The sequence below is a fragment of the Streptomyces albus subsp. chlorinus genome, assembly GCF_013302895.1.
In the GTDB taxonomy this organism is placed as follows: Bacteria; Actinomycetota; Actinomycetes; order Streptomycetales; family Streptomycetaceae; genus Streptomyces; species Streptomyces chlorinus.
On sequence record NZ_VJOK01000001.1, the window covers coordinates 1,296,488 to 1,315,980 of the forward strand.

At 73.8% G+C, this 19,493-nt stretch carries 20 protein-coding genes; 7 read left to right on the forward strand and 13 right to left on the reverse strand.

What is annotated here, in order from left to right:
- From FM076_RS05935 to FM076_RS05995, 13 genes are all read right to left on the reverse strand, one after another.
- A partial coding sequence (locus FM076_RS05935) for an alcohol dehydrogenase catalytic domain-containing protein (RefSeq protein WP_173868864.1) occupies positions 1-634 on the reverse strand: 634 nt, incomplete at its 3' end.
- A complete protein-coding gene (locus tag FM076_RS05940) occupies positions 631-1,797 on the reverse strand; it encodes a mandelate racemase/muconate lactonizing enzyme family protein (protein ID WP_173868865.1) in 1,167 nt (388 codons plus the stop codon). The genes FM076_RS05940 and FM076_RS05935, both read right to left, overlap by 4 nt.
- A gap of 165 nt (positions 1,798-1,962) precedes the next feature.
- Entirely contained in the window at positions 1,963-2,343 is a 381-nt protein-coding gene (locus tag FM076_RS05945; RefSeq protein WP_173868866.1) for an FhaA domain-containing protein, read from the reverse strand.
- A gap of 144 nt (positions 2,344-2,487) precedes the next feature.
- A complete protein-coding gene (locus FM076_RS05950) occupies positions 2,488-2,883 on the reverse strand; it encodes a DUF2795 domain-containing protein (RefSeq protein ID WP_173868867.1) in 396 nt (131 codons plus the stop codon).
- Between the two features lie 10 nt (positions 2,884-2,893).
- Positions 2,894-3,658 carry a VOC family protein gene (locus FM076_RS05955; protein WP_173868868.1) on the reverse strand — a complete coding sequence of 255 codons (765 nt, stop codon included), beginning with the start codon at positions 3,656-3,658 and terminating at the stop codon, positions 2,894-2,896.
- Positions 3,659-3,794: 136 nt separating this feature from the next.
- Complete coding sequence (locus FM076_RS05960) at positions 3,795-6,551, reverse strand: glycosyl hydrolase-related protein (RefSeq protein WP_173868869.1); 2,757 nt, start codon at positions 6,549-6,551, stop codon at positions 3,795-3,797.
- Between the two features lie 68 nt (positions 6,552-6,619).
- Positions 6,620-7,843, reverse strand: coding sequence for a CehA/McbA family metallohydrolase (locus FM076_RS05965; protein WP_243274327.1), 1,224 nt, complete (start codon positions 7,841-7,843; stop codon positions 6,620-6,622).
- Positions 7,840-8,952, reverse strand: coding sequence for an ABC transporter ATP-binding protein (locus tag FM076_RS05970; RefSeq protein ID WP_173868870.1), 1,113 nt, complete (start codon positions 8,950-8,952; stop codon positions 7,840-7,842). The genes FM076_RS05965 and FM076_RS05970 overlap by 4 nt, the downstream gene beginning before the upstream one ends.
- Complete coding sequence (locus tag FM076_RS05975; protein ID WP_173868871.1) at positions 8,952-9,824, reverse strand: carbohydrate ABC transporter permease; 873 nt, start codon at positions 9,822-9,824, stop codon at positions 8,952-8,954. The genes FM076_RS05970 and FM076_RS05975 overlap by 1 nt, the downstream gene beginning before the upstream one ends.
- Positions 9,821-10,864, reverse strand: coding sequence for an ABC transporter permease subunit (locus FM076_RS05980; protein WP_173868872.1), 1,044 nt, complete (start codon positions 10,862-10,864; stop codon positions 9,821-9,823). The genes FM076_RS05975 and FM076_RS05980 overlap by 4 nt, the downstream gene beginning before the upstream one ends.
- On the reverse strand, positions 10,839-12,239 hold the full coding sequence (locus FM076_RS05985; RefSeq protein ID WP_173868873.1) for an extracellular solute-binding protein: 1,401 nt from the start codon (positions 12,237-12,239) through the stop codon (positions 10,839-10,841). The genes FM076_RS05980 and FM076_RS05985 overlap by 26 nt, the downstream gene beginning before the upstream one ends.
- 167 nt (positions 12,240-12,406) lie before the next feature.
- Positions 12,407-12,577, reverse strand: coding sequence for a hypothetical protein (locus FM076_RS05990; protein ID WP_173868874.1), 171 nt, complete (start codon positions 12,575-12,577; stop codon positions 12,407-12,409).
- 14 nt (positions 12,578-12,591) lie between these two features.
- The gene (locus tag FM076_RS05995; protein WP_173868875.1) at positions 12,592-12,948 is read right to left on the reverse strand and encodes a PRC-barrel domain-containing protein; all 357 of its coding nucleotides are present in this window, start codon (positions 12,946-12,948) and stop codon (positions 12,592-12,594) included.
- A 297-nt stretch (positions 12,949-13,245) separates the two neighbouring features.
- Between FM076_RS05995 and FM076_RS06000 the strand changes: the two genes are divergently transcribed.
- The 7 genes from FM076_RS06000 to FM076_RS33435 all read left to right on the forward strand — a co-directional run.
- Positions 13,246-14,580 (forward strand): extracellular solute-binding protein, encoded by a 1,335-nt coding sequence (locus tag FM076_RS06000; RefSeq protein WP_173868876.1) that lies wholly within the window; start codon positions 13,246-13,248, stop codon positions 14,578-14,580.
- Between the two features lie 45 nt (positions 14,581-14,625).
- Complete coding sequence (locus FM076_RS06005) at positions 14,626-15,585, forward strand: carbohydrate ABC transporter permease (protein ID WP_173868877.1); 960 nt, start codon at positions 14,626-14,628, stop codon at positions 15,583-15,585.
- Positions 15,582-16,406 carry an ABC transporter permease subunit gene (locus tag FM076_RS06010; RefSeq protein WP_173868878.1) on the forward strand — a complete coding sequence of 275 codons (825 nt, stop codon included), beginning with the start codon at positions 15,582-15,584 and terminating at the stop codon, positions 16,404-16,406. Before FM076_RS06005 ends, FM076_RS06010 begins: the two co-directional genes overlap by 4 nt.
- 223 nt (positions 16,407-16,629) lie before the next feature.
- Positions 16,630-16,998: a hypothetical protein gene (locus FM076_RS06015; protein WP_173868879.1), complete on the forward strand. Its 369-nt coding sequence runs from the start codon at positions 16,630-16,632 to the stop codon at positions 16,996-16,998.
- 108 nt (positions 16,999-17,106) lie between these two features.
- The gene (locus FM076_RS06020; protein WP_173868880.1) at positions 17,107-17,727 is read left to right on the forward strand and encodes a carbonic anhydrase; all 621 of its coding nucleotides are present in this window, start codon (positions 17,107-17,109) and stop codon (positions 17,725-17,727) included.
- 10 nt (positions 17,728-17,737) lie between these two features.
- On the forward strand, positions 17,738-19,291 hold the full coding sequence (locus tag FM076_RS06025; protein ID WP_243274328.1) for a SulP family inorganic anion transporter: 1,554 nt from the start codon (positions 17,738-17,740) through the stop codon (positions 19,289-19,291).
- A partial coding sequence (locus FM076_RS33435) for an SDR family NAD(P)-dependent oxidoreductase (RefSeq protein ID WP_243274329.1) occupies positions 19,288-19,493 on the forward strand: 206 nt, incomplete at its 3' end. The genes FM076_RS06025 and FM076_RS33435, both read left to right, overlap by 4 nt.

Here is a 19,493-nt window from a genome sequence, read left to right on the forward strand (position 1 = left end):
CGGCGAGCGCGGCCCGCTCCGGGCGGGCGCCGACCACCAGCAGCGCCGCAGGGGAACCGGCCGCCAGCAGCCGGGCCGCGAGCATGCCCAGCGTGCCGTCGCCGACGACGGCCACCCGGTCGCCGGGGCGCACCCGGGCCCGCAGCGCCGCGGCGGCCACGCAGGCCGCGGGCTCCAGCAGCGCTGCGGCCGTCAGGTCGGCGTCGTCGGGCAGCGGGTGCAGCAGGCGGGCGGGGAGGGTGAGGGTGGGCGCCATGGCGCCGGGCTCGGTGAACCCGGTCTCGGCGTACCCGGCGGTGCACAGCGTCGGCTCTCCGGTGTGGCAGCGCTCGCACACCTGGCAGTTGCGGAACCCCTCCCCCACCACCTTGCGGCCCACCAGCCCGCCGGGGGCGCCCTCCCCGGTCTCCAGCACGGTGCCGGACCACTCGTGGCCGGGCGTGACGGGGTAACGGGCGTACGGGGCCGGGCGGTTGCCCTGGTACAGCTCGCGGTCACTGCCGCAGATACCGGCGGCGTGCACCCGCACCAGCACCTCACCGGGGCCGGGCGGGCGGGGCCGGTGCGGGGCGAGCCGGGCGCTGCCGGGCGCCTCCAGGACGACGGCGACCCCGTCGCGCTCCGGTGCGCTCACCGGCTGCCGCCCTTCGGCCTGCGGGTCTCCCAGCCCTCGGCCCACAGGTCGAAGTGGGCGCGCTGCTGGGGGTGTTCGGCCGCCGCGTCCACGTCCAGCTCGACACCGAGCCCGGGGGCGTGGGAGAGGGCGAAGCAGCCGGTCTCCGGGTCCACGCGCGGCGCGCCTTTGACGACCTGCTGGATCTCGGCGTCCGCGAAGTCGTTGAAGTGCTCCAGGACCTTGAAGTTGGGCGTGGTGAAGCCGACCTGGAGGCTGGCGGCGGTCAGCACGGGGCCGCCGACGTTGTGCGGGGCCACCAGCGTGTAGTGGGTCTCGGCGGTGGCCGCCAGCTTGCGGGTCTCCGCGATGCCGCCGAGGTGGCCGAGATCGGGCTGGATGATGTCGGCGGCCTGGCTCTCGAACAGCTCCCGGTACTCGATCCGGTCGTGGATGCGCTCGCCGGTGGCCACCGGCATCTCCACCTTCGCGGCCACCTTGGCCAGCGCCTTGAGGTTCTCCGGCGGCACCGGCTCCTCCAGCCACGCGGGCCGGTACGGCGCCATCTCGCGGGCCAGCCGGACGGCGGTGGCCGGAGCGAAGCGGCCGTGCATCTCCAGCATGAGTTCGGCCCCGGGGCCGATGGCGTCGCGCACCGCCTCGATGAGGGAGACCGCGTAGCGCGTCTCCTCCCAGGACAGTTCGAGGTGCCCGGTGCCGAAGGGGTCGATCTTCAGGGCCCGGTAGCCGCGTGCCATGACGTTCTTGGCGGCCTGGTGGTACGCCTCGGGGGTGCGCTCGGTGGTGTACCAGCCATTGGCGTACGCCGGGACCCTGTCGGTGACGTTGCCGCCCAGCAACTGCCAGACGGGCACGCCCAGCGCCTTGCCCTTGATGTCCCAGCAGGCCGTCTCGACACAGGCGATGCCGGACATCACGATCTCGCCCGCGCGCCCGTAGTCCCCGTACTTCATGCGCCGTACCAGGTCCTCGGTGCGGAACGGGTCGGAGCCGGCGATGTGGTTGGCCTCCGCCTCGCGCAGATAGCCGAGCAGCGCGTCGGTGTGGCCCAGCATCCGCGTCTCACCGACGCCGGTGAGCCCTTCGTCGGTGTGGACCTGGACAAAGGTCAGGTTCCGCCAAGGCGTTCCGACCACGTGGGTGCTGATGCCGGTGATGCGCACGAGAGCCGCTCCCTGTCGCTCGCTGCCGCTGAGCCGTGTTCACTGCACGACTTGTTCGAGATTTCGTCACACGTTCGAAATAGCGATGCGACAGTAGGAAGAGGGCCGGGGGGTGTCAATGGCCCCGGCACCGCTTTCCGCACGGGGTTCTGCCCGGGCGGGCGCTCAGGGGCGGGGTGTGATGCTGCTGTGGATGCGGTAGCGGCTGGGCTCCTCGCCGTCGCGCGGGGGCCGCAGCCGGACGGCGACCGGACCCGCGAAGCTGTAGTGCCGCTCGGCGGCGTGCCGCCGCACCTCGGACGCGAGCCGCTCACCCACCGCGTCCGCCTCCTCCTCCAGCCGCGCATAGCTGTCGGCCGGCAGCTCCAGCACGAAGGAGTTGGGGACGACGGTGCGGCCCCAGCCCACGATCACCGCCTTGGCCTCGCACTCCCGGCGCAGCATCCCGACCACCTCGACCCGCTCGCCGCCGCTCGGGCGCAGCAGCGCCCACAGCGAACTGGAGAGGCGCTCCATCCTGGTCTCGACGTCCTGCAAAAACCTCATCGCTCCCCGCTGCCCGCCCGGCGGGCCCGCCATGTCCCCCCGATCGGGTGGTACGGCGCACAGGGTCCGCCGGCCGGGCACCGTCCCCGTCCCCGGCGGGAACAGGGGCGGGCCCGGGGGGCGGGTCCGGGGAGCGGGAAGGTGTCAGCTTCGGCGGGCCTCCGTGTGCAGGCCCAGGGCCTGCACCAGCTCCTGGACGTTGCGGTAGCGGGCGTCCGCGGGGAGGCCGGCGGCGAGGTCGACGAGCCGGTCGGGGGCGTGCTCCGCGCGGAGCGCGTCGAGCACCTCCTCGCGGCCCGTCGGATACAGGTGGCGGCCCAGGTACCGGGCGATCTCGGAGCGCAGTTCCACATCGCGCGGTGTCATCCCGGCGGGGGTGCCGCCGGTCCGCAGGGCCTGCGGGTCGCGGTCGGCCTCCGGCTGGTCCTCGCCGGACGGCTCCATCTCGCGGGCTTCCTCACGGTTCGAACGCAGATCACCGCGGAGCCGCTTCTTGGCCTCGTCGTCCTGGATCCGGCCGTTCTTGTCGTTCTCCTGCATGGTGTGCTCCTTACGTGCTGAGCAGACAGAAGGAGGCGCCCTTCGGGTCACGGAGAGTCGCCGTCCGCCCCAGCGGGGAGGGGCGGGGTGGCGTGGCGACCTCGCCACCCTCCCGTTCCGCGGCGTCCACCGCCGCGTCGAGGTCGGGTACCCGGAAATACGGCTCCCATCGCGCGCGGATGCGCGGGTCGGGCGGCGACTCGGGGGCTCCTCCGCGCAGCCCGGCCACGGCGTGGCCGTCCACGCGCACGACGATCTCGTCGTACTGCTCCTCATAGGTGACCCCGTGGCTGGGGTCGTCCATCCAGTCGAAGATCTCGCCGTAGAAGACGGCGGCGGCGAAGGCGTCCGGGGTGTGCAGCTGGAGCCAGGCGGGGGCGGGCCCCGAGCCCACCCCCCAGGAGGCGGGCCCGTCGCCCTGCCAGAGCCCGAAGGGGGCGCCCGACTGGTCCGCCGCGATGACGGAGCGGCCGCCGCCCGTGCGCAGCGGGCCGACCGCGACGGTCGCCCCGCGCTCGGCGATGCGCTCGGCGACCACGTCGGCGTCCTCGACGTGGAAGTAGACCGTCCACCGCTCGGCCTCCGGGCCCGCGCCCTCGGCCAGCGGGTTGAGCCCCGCCACCGGCTGACCGCCGACCGTGGCGACCCGGGAGTCCGGGCCGTCGGAGGCGGCCTCGAAGGACCAGCCCAGCACGGGACCGTAGAACTCTTCGGCGGCCCGTTGATCGGGGGTCATCAGACTGACCCAGCAGGGCACTCCGCCGACCGAAGCCATCTGTCCGCCTTTCCGCCGCGTGCGGAAACGTCGCGTGCTCCACTCAGGGTACATAGCGGTGCGTGGGGAACATAACGGACAGCGTGCGTTCGGGTGCGCACCCGGAAGCGGGGCTTCGGCAGGGCGGCAGCGGCCCTCAGCGCTCCAGCCTGAGGGTGGCGATCTCCCAGGGCCGCAGCCGGAGCACGGCACTCCCCCCGTCCACGGCGCTCTCCGGAGCCGGGTCCGCGCCCCCTCCCAGGGGGCGGCCCAGCAGGTCGCACCGCATCACGGTGCGCAGCCCCGGCAGGGTGAGCCGGGCCGTGGCCGGGCGCGGTGTCAGGGCCACGAGCCGCACCTCCAGTCCGCCCTCCCGCTCCCGTACCGCGCTGAGGGTGACGCCCTCGCCCGTGACGCCCAGCCCCTCGCCGGCGCCGGGCAGCGGGGTGGCCGCGGGCGCTGTGCCGTGCAGCGCGGCGAACGGGTGCCGGAAGGACTCGGCCGCCTCGTGGACGGGGGCCTCGTGCCACTCCCCCGCGTACGGCAGCAGGCCGAAGGTGACCGTGCGCACACCGCGGCACTGGGCCTGCGGGGTGGCGAACTCGCCGCCGGCCGGCTCGTCACGCCACACGTGCCGGTTGCGGGACATCTGCCCGGTCGGGCGCAGCAGCGTCAGCGCCAGCTCGCCGCCGTCCGCCACCAGTTCGTACTCGGTGGCGTGCTCCAGGAGCACGGCGGCGCCGCCCGCCGCCACGAACGCGGAGGCGGGGAAGGTGGGCAGCGGCTCCTCGCCGGAACCGCCCTCCGCACGCAGCCCGCGCTCCACCACGGCGAACTGCCCCTCGCCGTAGGAGGTCCGGGCGCGGCGCGGCAGCGGGACGTGCAGCCGGACCCGGTGGTCGTCGCTGCGGTTGTCGAAGGAGACGGCCAGCCTGACGAACCGCTCCCCGGCCCGCAGTTCCAGCCGGGTGGTCACGACGGTCGGCTCGGTGGCGGCCGTACGGCCATGAGCGGCGAAGTCCCCGGCGGCCGGCCAGGCGTAGCGGCGGACGACCTGAACGGCGCCGGTCAGCGGGCCCTTGGCGACGCGCCGGACGGTGACCTCCTCGGGCCGCTCGACCAGGACGTCGTGTGCGGGCGGCGCGTAGTTGTAGGTGTCGCCCAGGTCGCCGCCGTCCACGATCCGCCCCGCGCCCCTCAGCTCGACGCCGTCGGCCGTGCGCGCCGTGAAGGTGCCGTCCTCGGCAATCTCCACCCGCAGCAGGCCGTTGTCCAGGGCGCGGTCCGCCACGCCGACCGGGTGCGCGGGCCCGGGTGCCGCTCCGGGCACGGCGCGCACGGCGGTGTGGCCCAGCGCCGGTGCGGACACCAGCGCGGCGACCCGCTGCCGGGGCTCCGCCTCGATGACCACCCGCCATTCGCCCTCGGGCCGCGCCCGCTCCAGGGCCGCCTTCACCTCGGTGAGGTCGAAGGGCAGTTCGCTGCGGCGGGCGACGGTGAAGTGCAGCAGCCGCTCCGCGGGAGCCACACGCCAGGCGGTGATCTCCCGGCCGTACAGCTCGCTGCCGTGCACCCGGGCCAGCACGGTGGACAGCCGTCCGGCGGGGACGGTGTCGTCGGCCAGCAGCGTCGGCGCCGCGGCGACCGGCTGGGCGGGGAAGACGGTGCCGTCGGCGGCGGCCAGATGGACGGGGCCCTCGCCGGGCACGTCCAGCTCCACCAGGTCGGTGCGCGGGGCGGGCGTCGGGTTGAACAGCAGATGCGCGTCGTGCGGGACCCGCCCGGACAGCCGGGCGCCGACCATGTCGCGTACGGCCAGGCCCAGTTGTTCCGCCTCCGCGATGCGGGCGGCGACCTGCTGGGCCGTCTCGTCGCAGCCGCAGCCGGTGACCGAGTCGTGGCACGACACCTCGATCAGCCGGTGCCAGGCCATCTCCAGGAAGCGCTCGGCGAGACCGTCGAACCAGAGCGCGGCCAGGGGTTCCGCGTACCGTTCGACGGCGCGCTCGGCGCGGGCCATCGCCTGCTTGAGCGGCGCCCGGACGGAGAGGACCCCGGGCAGGATGTTGGCCCGCGCGTGGCTGCGCAGTTCGCCGTGGACCGCGCGCAGCCCCTCCACCCCGGTGGGCTGCGCCGCGAAGTACTCGCCGAGGGTGGCCAGTCGCAGCCGCACCCCGCCACCGCCGGTGCCGTCCTCGGCGTGCCGGGCGTTGTGCCGCTCCAGCAGGTCGGCCAGGTCGGCGGCGGGCGCCGTGTGGTCGGAGCCGTACATCGCGAGCATCGGGGAGCCGTCGGGCCGCCAGGGGCGGAGCTTGGCGGCGACCTCGCGGGCCCGCTCCGCGACCCGTCCGGGGTCGTCGAAGAGCCCGGCGGCGCTGCCGTACCCGCCCGCCGCCAGGTACTCGGTGCGGATCGCGGTGCCGTCGGGTGCCGTCCAGGCGAAGGCGTGGCTGTCCACGGCGGCCGGGACGCCCCGCCACACGCAGGCGTGGGCGATCCCGGCGCCCCGCAGGATCTGGGGCATCTGCGCGCAGTGCCCGAACATGTCGGGCAGGTAGCCGACGCGCAGCCAGCCGCCCCTCTCCTGGCTGCGCCGCAGGCCGAGTTCCAGGTTGCGGACGATGTTCTCGCCCGAGCACAGGAACTCGTCCAGGAGGATGTGCCACGGCCCGACGGCCAGCCGCCCCTCCTTCACCAGGGCCGTCAGCCGCTCGCGCCGCTCGGGCCGCACCTCCAGGTAGTCGTCCACGGCGACGGCCTGCCCGTCGAGGGTGAAGCGCTGGCGGGGGTCGGCCTCCATGCGCTCCAGCACCTCGTCCAGCAGTCCGATCAGCTGGAGGCGGAACTGCTGGAAGGGCAGGTACCACTCGCGGTCCCAGTGGGTGTGCGGGACGATCACCAGCTCGTCGGTCATGGTCACGGCCCTTCTCTGCCGAGGGGTGGAGGGGAAGGCTCCGCCGGGACGCGGGCTGCCCGGCGCGGTCAGGTGCTCAGGGCGAGGACGCCGCCCTGGTGGGTCTCCAGGCGGTGCACCCCACGGGGCGCGGCCGGCAGGCGTACGGTGTCGCCCCGGACGACGCGGCGTTCCCCGTCGGGCCGCACCAGCACGGTGCCGTCGGCGTCGAGGGCGAGGAGTTCGCCGCCGTACCGCAGCAGGACGGGCGCGTCGGGCGCGGCCGACACGGCGGTGTGCCCGGCGGCGAGGCCGCCGAGGACGTCACCGTCCCGGCACAGCACCCAGGTGGTGGGGGCGCCGAGGGGACGGCCGTCCTGGGGGCGGTGGAAGTCGCTGCCGCCCAGCGGGACGAGGTCCTCGCGCCAGGCGCGCGCCCAGGCCAGGGGCGCCCCGTGCCGGCGGTCGGTCCAGGTGTGGTGCCACAGTTCGGCGTGCCGGGGCCGGCGCCGGGTGAAGGGCAGTTGCCAGGCGCAGTCGCCGGCGAGCGGGTGGTTGACCGACAGCACGCCGCCGTGCGCTTCCGCGCGGGCCAGCCAGGAGTCGGCGCCGCGCCGGAAGTCGATCCATCCGGTGTCCCCGAACACGTTGGCGTGTCCCAGGTCGGTGGTGACCTCCTGGCCGGGCAGCAGGAGGACGTCCTGGCGCGCCCCGGCGGCGGGCAGCAGGGGATGGTGGCTGACGGTGTTGTGGTCGGTCACGGCCAGGAAGTCGAGCCCGGCGAGGGCCGCGCACCGTGCCAGTTCGTCGACGGTGAGGGAACCGTCGCTGTGCACGGTGTGGGCGTGCAGGTCGCCGGCGAGCCAGCGGGCGCCGTCGGCCGCGGGCACCGCCCGGCGGGACCGCCGCTCCCGGGGCGCGACCGGAGGCGGCGGCAGGTCTTCGGGCGGTGGGGCGGGGGTCCGCCCGGTGGCCAGCGCCCGTACCCGGTAGGGCAGGCCCTCCGGCGGAATCCGGTGCAGCCGCACCAGCACCCGCCAGGTCCCGGGGTGGAGCGGGCCGGGCAGGTAGCCGGGGGTCGCCCACCCCTGGGTCACCGTGAAGGTGTCCCGGGCGCCCCCGGACCAGCCGCGGAACTCCCCCTCGGGGCCGAGCAGTCCCAGATCGAGCACGCCCCGGCCGGGCGGGTGGGAGAGGGCGACCGTCAGCGCGCCCGTACCGCGCGGCACCTCGACGGGCAGCTCCCGCAGGATCGCGCGCGCCCGCTGCTCCATGGTGAAGGTGCCGGCGTGCACCTGCTCGCGCGCCGTCAAGCGGGCACCTGCGCGGCGGGCGCGGGCGCTGCGGTGACCAGGCTTCCGTCGCGGTAGAGCAGCGCCCTCTCACCGCGCGGCACGGCCCACCCGCGGGTGCCGACGGCCGGCTCGTGGTCCTCCGGCACCACGACCTGGACGCTCGTGGTGCCGTCGGCGCACTCCAGGGTGACGAGCTGCGCGCTGCCGAGGTTCTCCACCACCGAGACGGTGCCCTCCAGGGCGGCGCCGACCGCCTCGTCGGACCAGCGCAGATACTCGGGGCGGATCCCGTAGACGAGCTTCTCCCCCTCCGCGACGAGCGAGGCGGCGTGCTCGGGCACCGGCAGTTCGCGGCCCGCGACGAGCACCGCCCGGCCGCCGTCAGTCACCCGCGCTTCCAGCAGGTTCATCGGCGTGGACCCGATGAAGGAGGCCACGAAGGTGCCGGCCGGGCGGCGGAAGACCTCGGTGGGGGTGCCGACCTGGCGCAGTTCGCCGCCCTCCATGACGGCGACGCGGTCGGCCAGGGCGAGGGCCTCGGCCTGGTCGTGGGTGACGAAGACCGTCGTGACGCCCAGTTCGCGCTGGAGTTTCTTGAGGAACGTCCGCGCCTCCAGGCGCATCCGCGCGTCGAGGTTGGAGAGAGGTTCGTCCAGCAGGAAGACCCCGGGGTGGCAGGCCATGGCGCGGGCGAGGGCGGCACGCTGCTGCTGGCCGCCGGACAGCTGGCCCGGCCGGCGCTCCCCCAGGTGTCCCAGGCCCAGTTCCTCGGCCGTCTCGCGGGCCTTGGCGGTGCGTTCGGCCCGGCCCACCTTCTTGATCTTCAGGGGGTAGGCGATGTTCTCGGTGACGGTCATGTGCGGGAAGAGGGCGTAGTCCTGGAAGACCATGGCGATGCCGCGGTCGCCGGGCGGCAGCGCCGTCACGTCCCGGCCGCCGATGTGGACGCTGCCCCCCGTGGCGGCCTCCAGGCCGGCGATGGTGCGCAGCAGGGTGGACTTGCCGCACCCGGAGGGGCCCAGCAGCGCGAAGAACTCGCCGTCCCGCACGGTCAGGTCGACGCCGCCGAGCGCCCGTACGCCGCCGGGGTAGACCTTGGCGAGCCAGTTCAGGGTGATGTCTGCCATCAGGCCTTGATCCCTCCATGGAAGCGGAATCCGTAGCGGCGGCTGACGAAGAGGAACATCAGCACGACCGGCAGCGAGTACAGGAGCGAGAAGGTGGAGATGAGCGCCAGGTCGGGCTGGCCGCCCTCGGTGTAGAAGGTGTACATGACCACGGCGGCGGGCGACTTGTCGGGCGAGCGCAGGAGCAGGAACGGAATGAGGAAGTTGCCCCACACCTGGGCGACCGTCCACACGCCCACGGTCGCGAGGCCGGGCCGCACCACGGGCACCACGACGTCCTTCATGACGCGCAGCGGCGAGGCGCCGAAGACCCGCGCCGACTCCTCGTAGGAGCGGGGCGTGGTGTCCATGAAGTCCTTGAGGATGAAGATGGCGGCGGGGAGCAGTCCGCCGGTCAGCACTAGGATCACGCCCAGGTAGCTGTCGACCAGGTTCAGTTCCGCCGCCAGCAGGAAGATCGGGACCATCGCCGCCGTCCCGGTCACGATGGAGGACAGCAGCAGCAGCGCGTACAGGAGACCGTCCCGGCCGCGGAGCCGTACCCGGCTGAGGGCGTAGGCGGCGAGCGCGGAGAGACCGACGACGAGCACGGCGCTGCCGACGGCCAGGACGAGCGAACTGGCCAGGGAGTCCACGGCGTTGGGGTTGTGCCACAGCCGCCGGAAGCTGTCGAGGGTGAACTCGGGCAGCGAGGCGGTGACGCCGGGGTGCCGGTCGAAGGGCGCGGCGGCCAGCCACAGCATGGGCAGGGCGAAGAAGCCGAGCGCGAGGGCCACGAGCAGGTAGGCGCCGACGCCGCGCAGCAGTTGGCCGACCGGGCCGCGCCCCGGTCCGTGGTCGTCGGCCGGCCTTGGTGCGGTGGGGGCGCTCATGCGGTCTCCTCCTTCGCCTCCCGGGCGGCGGGCGTCCTGGCCGTGCCGTGCGTCCGGGCCGCCCCGCGCGTCCTGCCCGTCCCTCGCGTCTTGTTGTTCTGCCCGAGCAGCCGCAGGTAGACCACCGCGACGACGAGGTTGATGAGCAGCATCAGGAAGGAGACGGCCGCACCGTAGCCCAGCTCGCCGCCGCCGAGCGCGGTCTTGTAGATGTGGACGGGCAGCGTCTCGCTCTTCCCGTCCGGGCCGCCGGCGGTGATGAGGAACGGGGTGAAGTCGTTGAAGGTCCACAGGCTGATCAGCAGCAGGTTCGTCAGCACGTGGCCGCGGATGCGGGGGAAGACGACGTCCCGCAGCAGCTGCGGGCCGCTCGCCCCCGCGAGTCTGGCGGTCTCCAGGTGGGAGGCGGGGACGTTCCCCAGGGCCGCGCTGTAGAGCATCATCGAGAAGGCGCTGCCGCGCCAGATGTTGTAGACGGTGATCGAGAGCATCGGGTGGTCCAGCAGCCAGGCGGCGCCGGGCGTGTGGAGCAGGGTGTTGAGGGTGCCGCCGTCCCGGTCGAGGAAGGCGATCCACAAGAACGCCACCACGGAGCTGGGCAGGATCCAGGCGAGCATGACGAGCGCTTCGAGGGTGGCCTTGAGCCATCCGGTGCGCTCCCGCATCCACCAGGCCAGGGCGAAGCCGAGGCCGGCCTGGCCGATGACGGCGGAGCCGAGGACGAACAGCAGGGTGAGCCACAGGGAGTGCCAGAAGCCGTCGTCGCCCAGCGCCCTGGTGAGGTTGCCGGTCCCGACGAAGGAGGGGTCGATGGCGGGGATGCCGGTCAGCCGGTAGTCGGTCGCGCCCAGGTAGAGCGTCCAGACGGCGGGCAGGACGAGGAAGAGGGCGATCAGCACCAGCGCGGGCGCCACGAAGGCGGCGGCCCTGCGTCTGCCGAGTCCTGCCGCGTCCTGCTCGCCCCCCGGGCGGCCCGCCCCGTCCCGCTCGTGGCGGGCCGCCCGGGAGGCGCGCTCAGCCGATGATGTGGTCGCTGCCACCGAGCACCTCCTGCAGTTCCTTGCGGTACGCCTGTGCGGCGTGGTCGGGGTCCGTGCCCCCCACGACGTGGGCGGTGGCCTCCTGGAGTGCGAGGGAGACCGCGGTGTAGGCGGCGAGCGGGGGGCGGAAGGTGGTGACGGGGAGTGCCTTGCCGGCGCAGAAGCGGAGCATGGGGTCCTGGTCGAGGACCGCGTCGTTGACGTCGTCCCGTTCGGTGATCATGGCCCTGTCACCGAGGCGCGCCTTCAGCGCCGCCGCGGAGTGCAGGGCCGTCAGGAGTTCGAAGGCCAGCCGGGGGTGGCGGGTGTGCGGGTTGAGGACGTGGACGGCGCCGCCCGAGAGGCTGATGTGGTCCCGTCCGCCGAGTCCCTCGCCCGGGGCACGGGCGGGGAAGAGGGCATATCCGACATCGTTGTCACGCCGTTTCATGGGAGCGGTCCCCGTCCCGGGAGCGATCACGTCGCGCCAGAAGTAGTCGCCCTCGGCCAGGATGCCGAGCCTGCCCTCGGAGAACCGTTCGAAGGACTTGTCGCGGCCCTTGGCCTCCTGCTGGAGCCTCGGGTCGCCGAGGCCGTGCCGGTAGATCTCGCGGTAGAAGCGGAGCACGGCCTTCAGCTGCGGTGTGGCGCCGTACCACCGCTCCCCCCTGGCGATCCGGCCGCCCGCCCCCGCCAGCAGCGGAAGCACCCCCTGCATGGTGGTGGCCTCGCCCATCGCCGTCCCCGCGTTGATCTGGAGCGGGGTGACACCGTCCAGGCGCCTCAGCCGGCGGGCGGCGTCCAGTACGTCGCGCCAGCTCGCCGGCCGCCAGTCGGCCGGCAGCCCCGCCCTGCGGAAGAGCGGCTTGTGGAAGAAGAGCACCCGGGCGTCGGTGCCCGCCGGTATGCCGTAGAGCCTGCCCTCGAAACGGGCGAGCGAGCGCACCTTCGGGCCGATCTGCCGCCAGCCCTCCCAGTCGGCCCCCGCGGGCCCCACCACGTCGCGCAGCGGCCGGATGTAGCCGGCCTGCGCGAACTCGCCGACCCAGATGCCGTCCAGGCCCATCACGTCGGGGCCGGCCTGCGCCTTGAGGTCGAGGGCGAGCTTCGTCTTGTACTGCTCGTCGTCGACGCCGCTGGGCAGGTACCTGACGCGGACCTCGACGCCCTTGGCGCGCTGCTGCCGCACGAAGCGGGGTATCACCCACTTCTCGATCCAGTCGGCCTCGTCGGCGTTCTTGCCGCCGGAGACGGCGTTGGTGGCGACGGTGAGGGCGGTCCCGCCCCCGCCCCGCTCCCCCCGTGGATCCAGCGGGCTCCCGCAGCCCGCGAGCGCCGCCGAGCCCGCCCCCAGGACGGCGGCGGTCAGCGCGGTGCGCCGCGCGATGACTCCCATCCGGGCCCCTCCTTGCGCCAGAGGTCGTGCCCGAAGACTGGCACGGGGCCCGCATGACGTAAAGAGATGTTGTCCTTACATCCACATCACTGTCACGCCGTCGCACCCGTCACGTCCACCACGTGTCGCCACGCCTTGCCCGGGCGCCCCGGACAACCCCGCGGGGCTCAGCGCATATGGCGTCTGGTGGCACGGGCGGTGATGCGGTAGCCCGCCCAGACGAAGGCGATCAGGGCGACGACGATCCCGATGAGCAGCAGGTAGAACAGGCCCTTGAGGACCGCGCCGAAGATCCCCAGCAGGATCGCCACGAGGACCAGGAAGAGGAACAGCGCCATGTCGTCCTCCCTGCTCAGCGGCGGGCGAGGCGGCGTTCGCCGCCCGCTCCCTGGGCGTATTCCAGTTCGTAGTGCGCGAAGACGGCCGCCTCGTCCTCGGCGGGCAGCACATCGTCGGTCCCGATGGAGGGGGCGTCCTTCACCAGGCTCTTGGGGTACTTGACCTTCAGATACCGGGGTCCGACCGTGGCCCCCGCCAGCGGAACGAAGACGAGGCGGTGGCGTCCGGGCAGTCCGACGGTCACGGTCGCGAAGGAGGGGCGGTCGGTGGCGGTGTCCACGTACACCGACTCCAGCGTGCCGATCTTGTTGCCGCCCTCGTCGACCACGTCGTGTCCGCGCCACTCGCGGATGTCGTCCGGTTCGAACATCTCTTCCTCCACGTGTGCGCCCTGCTTCCATGGTGGCACCGGCACGGCGGGGGCGCGGGGAGCGGCGCGTCGGCACGGCGCGCCCGCCCCTCGCACGTGCCGCCCGCGGCACGGCGGGTTCCCCGGGAGGGGCCGGACACGCCCGGATGGCGGAGCGGTCCCGCCAACTTCCGCCCGCCCGGCCCCGCTTGTCGGCCGAACGGGGGTCTGGCAGGGCCGGACCGCCGCTGGTACGTTCCTGATCCGCTTCACCGCCACGGGAGGGCCGAGAAGGGGGAGGGCCGTATGGAGGGCCGCGTGGAGACCCGTCGCACCGTCCTCCGCGCCCCCGTGCTGGTCGCCCTCCTCGCCGTGCTGGTCACGGCGTGCGGCGCGCTGACGCCGGGGAGCGCGGCGGACCCGGACCGCCCCAGGACCGTGCCGTCGGGCACGGCCGTCCCCGACGGGCCCGTCAGGCTCACGCTCACCTTCGCGGACGCGCCCGCGATGGTGGACGCGCTGGTGGCGGCCTTCCACAAGAAGCACCCGGACATCACCATCGAGCCGCGGTACACGCAGTTCGCGGACTACGTGAAGAGCGTCAAGCTCACCATGGCCTCCGACACCGCGCCGGACCTGGCGCAGTTCGCCGTCGGCATGGACGACATCGCCGAGCGCGGCGACATCCTGGACCTGGGGCCGTACCGGGACGCCTACGGCTGGCGGAGGAAGCTCCCCGCCGCGAGCCTGGACCAGCTCACCGGCCCGGCGGCCGGGCGCACCGCCTCCCGGCAGCGTCTGTACGGGGTGCCGGCGGGGCTGTCGATGACCGGGATCTACTACAACCGGGAGCTGGCCCGGAAGGCGGGGATCACCCGGCCGCCGCGCACCCTGGCGGAGTTCGACCGGCAGCTGGCCGCCGTCGAACGGGCGGGGATGACGCCGCTGGGTGTCGGCGCGCTCGACTCGGGCGGGCTGCACCTGTGGGCGGCGCTGCTGAACAACGCGATGCCGCCCGAGGAGTACCGCCGGTGGGTCAAGGGCGCCGACGGCGCCACCATCGAGACGAAGGAGGCGCTGGCGGCCACCAGGAAGCTGGCGGAGTGGAGCCGCGAGGGCTACTTCGCCGAGTCGGCCAACGGCACCACGCAGAACGACTCCACCGGCGAGTTCGTCCGCGGCCGCAGCGTCTTCCTCGTCAACGGCAACTGGGCGGCCGGACAGCTGTCCGAGGCGATGGGGAAGAAGGCGGGCTTCTTCCTGATGCCCGGCGCGCGGCCGGGCGCCCGCGCGGTCTCCTCCGGTTTCAGCGTCTCCTACGCGGTCTCCTCGCGGACCAGGCATCCGCAGGCCGCCGGCGCCTTCCTCGACTTCCTCACCTCGAAGGAGGCGCAGCGGATCGTCGCCGCCAACGGCTTCCTGCCCACCGACGAGGACGCCGTGCCCGTGCCGGAGGGCGTCCTGGGCGAGGTGGCGCGGGCCCACCGGCGCGTCACCGCGGACGAGGGGATGAACCACTTCCCCGACTTCGCCGCGCCCGGCATGCTCGACCCGCTGCGCGCGGGGGTGCAGAAGCTGATAGCGGGCCGTACGACGCCCGAGGCGTATCTCGACTCGCTCCAGGACGTCTGGGACGAGCGGTACGGACGCTGACCACGAGACGACGCCGACCACGAGACGGGGACTCAGGGGAGGACGATGACGCGCTCGGTCCGGCACGGCGCGCACGGCGCACGCGACGCCCGCAACCCCCGGGCGCGCCGCTCCCGGCGCGCCTGGCGCGGATACCTCTACGTGCTGCCCGCCCTGCTCGTCTATCTGACGTTCGCCGTGCTGCCCGCGCTGCACACCGCGTATCTGTCGCTGTTCGCGTGGGACGGGGTGACGCTGGGCGAGTGGGTGGGGCTCGACAACTACCGCGAGGTCTTCGCCGACCCCGCGCTGCGCGGCTCGGTGCTCCACGCGCTGGTCCTCGTGGTCTTCTTCTCCGGCCTGCCGATCCTGGCGGGCCTGGCCATGACCGGGCTGCTCTCCCCCGGGCGGTCGCCGGGCGGCGCCCTGGGCCGCCGCCGGGGCCTGAGCGCCTACCGGCTGCTGTTCATGCTGCCGCAGGTGGTGCCGCTGGTGGCGGTGGGCGTGACCTGGCGCTGGCTGTACGGCGCGGACGGGCTGATCAACGAGACGCTGGAGGGGATCGGGCTCGGCGGCTGGACGCGCGCGTGGCTGGGCGACTTCGACTGGGCCCTGGTCGCGGTGGGGCTGGTGGGCACCTGGGTGCTCAGCGGGCTGTGCATGATGCTGTTCCTCAGCGGGGTCCACAAGATCGATCCGCAGCTGTACGAGGCCGCGCGGCTGGACGGCGCCGGCCCGGTACGGGAGTTCGTCTCGGTCACGCTTCCGCAGCTGCGCGGCGAGCTGGCCGTCGCGCTGACGGTGACCCTCGTCGCCGCGCTGGCCGGCTTCGACATCGTCTATGTGACCACGGGCGGCGGTCCCGGCGAGGAGACGACCGTGCCCGGACTGCTCGTCTACCGGCTGGCCTTCTCCGACGGGAAGGTGGGGCTGGCCTCGGCGCTCGGTGTGGTGCTGAGCCTGCTGATCCTGGTGCTGGTCTACGTCGTGGGCCGGCTGTCGAGGCCGGGGAGGACACCCGCGTGAACGCCGCCCGGACGGAGCGCTGGTCGGGGTACGCCCTGCTGACCGTGCTGGCCGTCGCCGTCGTCATCCCGTTCCTCAGCGTCTTCCTCGCCTCCATGCAGCCCTCGGGCGAGCCCGTGGTGGGCATGGCCTGGCCCGAGCGGTGGAGCCTGGACAACTACCGGCAGGCGTGGACGGTGGCGGGCTTCTCGGACCTGATGCGCTCCAGCCTGATCATCGCCCTGGGCGTGGTGCCCGCCACGGTGGTGCTCTCCGGACTGGCGGGGTACGCGCTGGGGACGATGCGGCTCCCGGGCGGCGACGGGGTCGCGGCGCTGTTCGTGGCCGGCCTGACGATCCCCGTCGAACTGGTCGTGGTGCCGCTCTACTTCGACCTGCGCGGCGTCGGCCTGACGGACTCCTACCTGGGCGTCGTCCTGGTGGAGATCGCGCTGTTCCTGCCGTTCGGCGTCTTCTGGATGCGGACGCACTTCCGTACGACCCCGCCCTCACTGGTGGAGGCGGCGCTGATCGACGGCGCCTCGTCGTGGACGATCCTCGTCCGGGTGCTGCTGCCGCCGGCCCGGCCCGCGCTCTCCACGCTCGGGGTACTGGTGTTCATGTGGTCCTGGAACCAGTTCCTGCTGGTGCTGGTGCTCGTCCAGGACGCGACGAAGCGGACGGCGCCGGCCGGGCTGGGGTTCTTCGTCGGGCAGAACAACACGGACGTACCGATGCTGGCGGCCGGCACGATCCTGGTGATGCTGCCCATCACGCTCGCATATCTGCTGTTCCAGCGGAGCTTTGTCGCGGGCTTGCTGCAGGGCGCTCTCAAGGGCTGAACCACCGGGTCATCGGCACCTCTGTTCGTATACCGATCCTTCGTTCGAGCGACCCGAGCGATTGCTTTCCGCCGTTGCGGCCGAAAAGCCGTGGGTCCGAGCAAAACTCCCCGCTTCTCCCGGGCGAGTTAACCGATTGTTCACCCGACGCACAGTGAATCGACACACCCTGTGGGTGACGATGGAGGCCCCCAGCGGGTGACCGGTGACCGGGAGGAGGACGATGCGACGCAGTGTGACCGTCGTACGGATGTGTGTCCACGCCTTCGCCCTCCTCCTCTCCCTGCTGCTGGCCGCCGAGGGCGCGAGCGCCCTTCCCGCGCCCGGCGGCGAACGGACGTCCGTCGCCGTCACCCAGGTGAACAAGCCCGGCGAGGTCGAGCACGAGGGGAACACCTTCCACGCGCGCCGCGCCGTCCGGCTCCCGAGCGCCCCGCCGCCCCCCGGCGAGCACCCGTCGCCGGGAGGACGGCGCCCGTCCCCCGCGCACACCGCGCCGCACCCCGCCCCGCTCCCCGAGACCGGGAGCGCGGGGATGCCGTGGAGCAGATCCGTCGAGGTTCCCGTACTGCACCAGGTGTTCCGGCACTGATCGGGACCGCCGCAGCCGTCCGCCCGTGATCCCCGCCCGCGGGGAGCGGTGACGGCTGCGCCTCCCGCAGCACTCACCGTTGCCACATCTGGACGCAAGGTAACTCTCATGCGCTCTCTCATTCCGCACACACGTGCGTTCCCCGCACGGATACGTGACCGCGCCGACGAACGCGAGCACTACGGCAGGCTGGCCGCCGGCCAGTCACCCGAGGCCCTCTTCATCTCCTGCTCCGACGCGCGGGTCCAGCCCGCCGTCTTCACCGGAGCCCGCCCCGGCCAGCTGTTCGAGCTGCGCACCGCGGGCAACGCCGTCCCGCCCTACGGCGGCCCCGACCGGCCCAGCGGCGAGTCCGCCACCGTCGAATACGCCGTCCGCGTCCTCCAGGTGCCCGAGGTCGTGGTGTGCGGGCACTCGCACTGCGGCGCCGTCGGCGCCCGGGTGCGCGGCGACGACCTGGCGGCCGTTCCCGCCGTCGCCGGCTGGCTCGCCGCGCAACTGCCCCCGCCCTCCGAGCTGGCGGCCGACGAGCACGAGAGGCGGCAGCCCGACGTGTCCGCCGCCGTGCAGCGCCACGTCCGCGTCCAGCTTGCGCGGCTGCGGGACTATCCGTGCGTCGCGGAGCGGGAGTCGGCCGGTGAGCTGACGCTGCGCGGCTGGTTCTACGCCGTGGACACCGGCCAGGTCCACGAACTCGACACGCGCGCCGACGCGTTCCTCCCGCTCTGAGGTGCCCGCCATGACTCACACCAACTCCACGAACACCCCGCCGGGCCGCACGCCCCCGCCTCCGGCCGGGCGTCTCAACCCGCTGCGCGGCCGCGGCTCGCTGCGGGCCGACTTCACCGCCTCGCTGGTCGTCTTCCTGGTGGCGCTGCCGCTGTGCGTGGGCATCGCCGTCGCCTCGGGCGTACCGGCCGAAGTGGGGCTGATCACCGGCATCGTGGGCGGGCTGGTCACCGGGCTGCTGCCCGGCAGCAGCCTCCAGGTCTCCGGCCCCGCCGCCGGGCTGACCGTCCTGGTCTACGAGGCGGTGCAGACCTACGGGCTGGGCGGGCTCGGCGTCCTCGTCCTGGCAGCCGGACTGCTGCAACTGCTCATGGGAGCCCTGCGGCTGGGCCGCTGGTTCCGTGCGATCTCCGTCTCCGTCGTCCAGGGCATGCTCGCCGGGATCGGCCTGGTGCTGATCGCCGGTCAGCTCTACGCGCTGGCCGACGCCAAGGCCCCCGGCAGCGGCCCGGAGAAGCTGCTGGGCCTCGGCGGCCTGGTGCTGGACACCGTGGGCGACAGCGAGGCGCTGATCGCCGTGGCCGTCGGCACCGCCACCGTCGCGGTGCTGCTGGTGTGGCCCAAGTGGCGCGCCGGGGCCCGCGTGGTGCCGGCGCCGCTGGCCGCCGTCCTGCTGGCGACGGCCGCGACGGCCGGCTTCGACCTGCCGGTCGCCCGCGTCGAGGTGCAGGGGCTCTTCGACGCCGTCCGGCCGCCCGGCCTGGGCGACTTCGGCGGCCTCGCGTCGCTCGGCATGATCACCACCGTGCTGGCCTTCACCCTGATCGCCTCCGCCGAGTCGCTGTTCAGCGCGGCGGCCGTGGACCGGCTGCACGACGGGCCGCGTACCGACTACGACAAGGAGCTGATGGCCCAGGGAGCGGGCAACGCGGTGTGCGGCGCGCTGGGCGCGCTGCCGATGACGGCGGTCATCGTGCGCAGCTCGGCGAACGTGTCGGCCGGTGCCAGGACGAAGGCCTCCCGTGTGCTGCACGGCGTGTGGCTGCTGCTGTTCGCCGCCGCGTTCCCGGCCGCGCTGGGCATGATCCCGCTGTGCGCGCTGGCCGGCGTCCTGGTCCACGCGGGCTGGAAGCTGATCCCACTGCGGGAGCTGGGACCGATGTGGCGCGAACACCGCGCGGAGGCCGTGGTGCTGGCCGTCACGGCGCTGGCGATCGTGCTGACCGACATGTTCAAGGGCGTGCTGCTCGGACTGCTGATGGCGGTGGTCAAGACCGCGTGGGAGACCTCGCACGTGCACGTGGAGAGCGAGGAGATGGGCGAGGACCGGCCGCTGCGCGTCACGGTGCTGGGCAACGCCACCTTCCTGCGGCTGCCCAAGCTCCAGGACCAGTTGGACGCGCTGCCCGCCGACCGCCCGGTCGAGCTGCGCCTGGAGAAGCTGCGGCACATGGACCACGCCTGCGGGCTCGCCCTCTCCCAGTGGGAGGAGCAGCACAACAAGGCAGCGCGGCGCACCGGGGCCGTCCGGGGCGAGGAGGACGCTTCTAGCATGATCGGATGACACGGTTCGAGGGGTACGCGGCGCTGGTGACCGGCGCCGGGCAGGGCATCGGAGCGGCCGTCGCACACCGGCTCGCCGCGGAGGGCGCACGCGTCCTGGTCACCGACCGGGACGCGGCGCGCGCCGGGAGTGTGGCGGCGGCCGTCCGGGACGGCGGCGGCAGCGCCGAGGCGCACGGCTGCGACGTGACCGACGCGGCGGC

Coding starts and splice junctions, on each gene's coding strand:
- FM076_RS05970 (WP_173868870.1), bottom strand. CDS start 8,952: ATGGCAGACATCACCCTGAACTGGCTCGCCAAGGTCTACCCCGGCGGC.
- FM076_RS05995 (WP_173868875.1), bottom strand. CDS start 12,948: ATGTTCGAACCGGACGACATCCGCGAGTGGCGCGGACACGACGTGGTC.
- FM076_RS06020 (WP_173868880.1), top strand. CDS start 17,107: ATGCGCTCTCTCATTCCGCACACACGTGCGTTCCCCGCACGGATACGT.
- FM076_RS05950 (WP_173868867.1), bottom strand. CDS start 2,883: ATGCAGGAGAACGACAAGAACGGCCGGATCCAGGACGACGAGGCCAAG.
- FM076_RS06025 (WP_243274328.1), top strand. CDS start 17,738: ATGACTCACACCAACTCCACGAACACCCCGCCGGGCCGCACGCCCCCG.
- FM076_RS06005 (WP_173868877.1), top strand. CDS start 14,626: ATGACGCGCTCGGTCCGGCACGGCGCGCACGGCGCACGCGACGCCCGC.
- FM076_RS05955 (WP_173868868.1), bottom strand. CDS start 3,658: ATGGCTTCGGTCGGCGGAGTGCCCTGCTGGGTCAGTCTGATGACCCCC.
- FM076_RS06015 (WP_173868879.1), top strand. CDS start 16,630: ATGCGACGCAGTGTGACCGTCGTACGGATGTGTGTCCACGCCTTCGCC.
- FM076_RS05945 (WP_173868866.1), bottom strand. CDS start 2,343: ATGAGGTTTTTGCAGGACGTCGAGACCAGGATGGAGCGCCTCTCCAGT.
- FM076_RS05975 (WP_173868871.1), bottom strand. CDS start 9,824: ATGAGCGCCCCCACCGCACCAAGGCCGGCCGACGACCACGGACCGGGG.
- FM076_RS05985 (WP_173868873.1), bottom strand. CDS start 12,239: ATGGGAGTCATCGCGCGGCGCACCGCGCTGACCGCCGCCGTCCTGGGG.
- FM076_RS05960 (WP_173868869.1), bottom strand. CDS start 6,551: ATGACCGACGAGCTGGTGATCGTCCCGCACACCCACTGGGACCGCGAG.
- FM076_RS05990 (WP_173868874.1), bottom strand. CDS start 12,577: ATGGCGCTGTTCCTCTTCCTGGTCCTCGTGGCGATCCTGCTGGGGATC.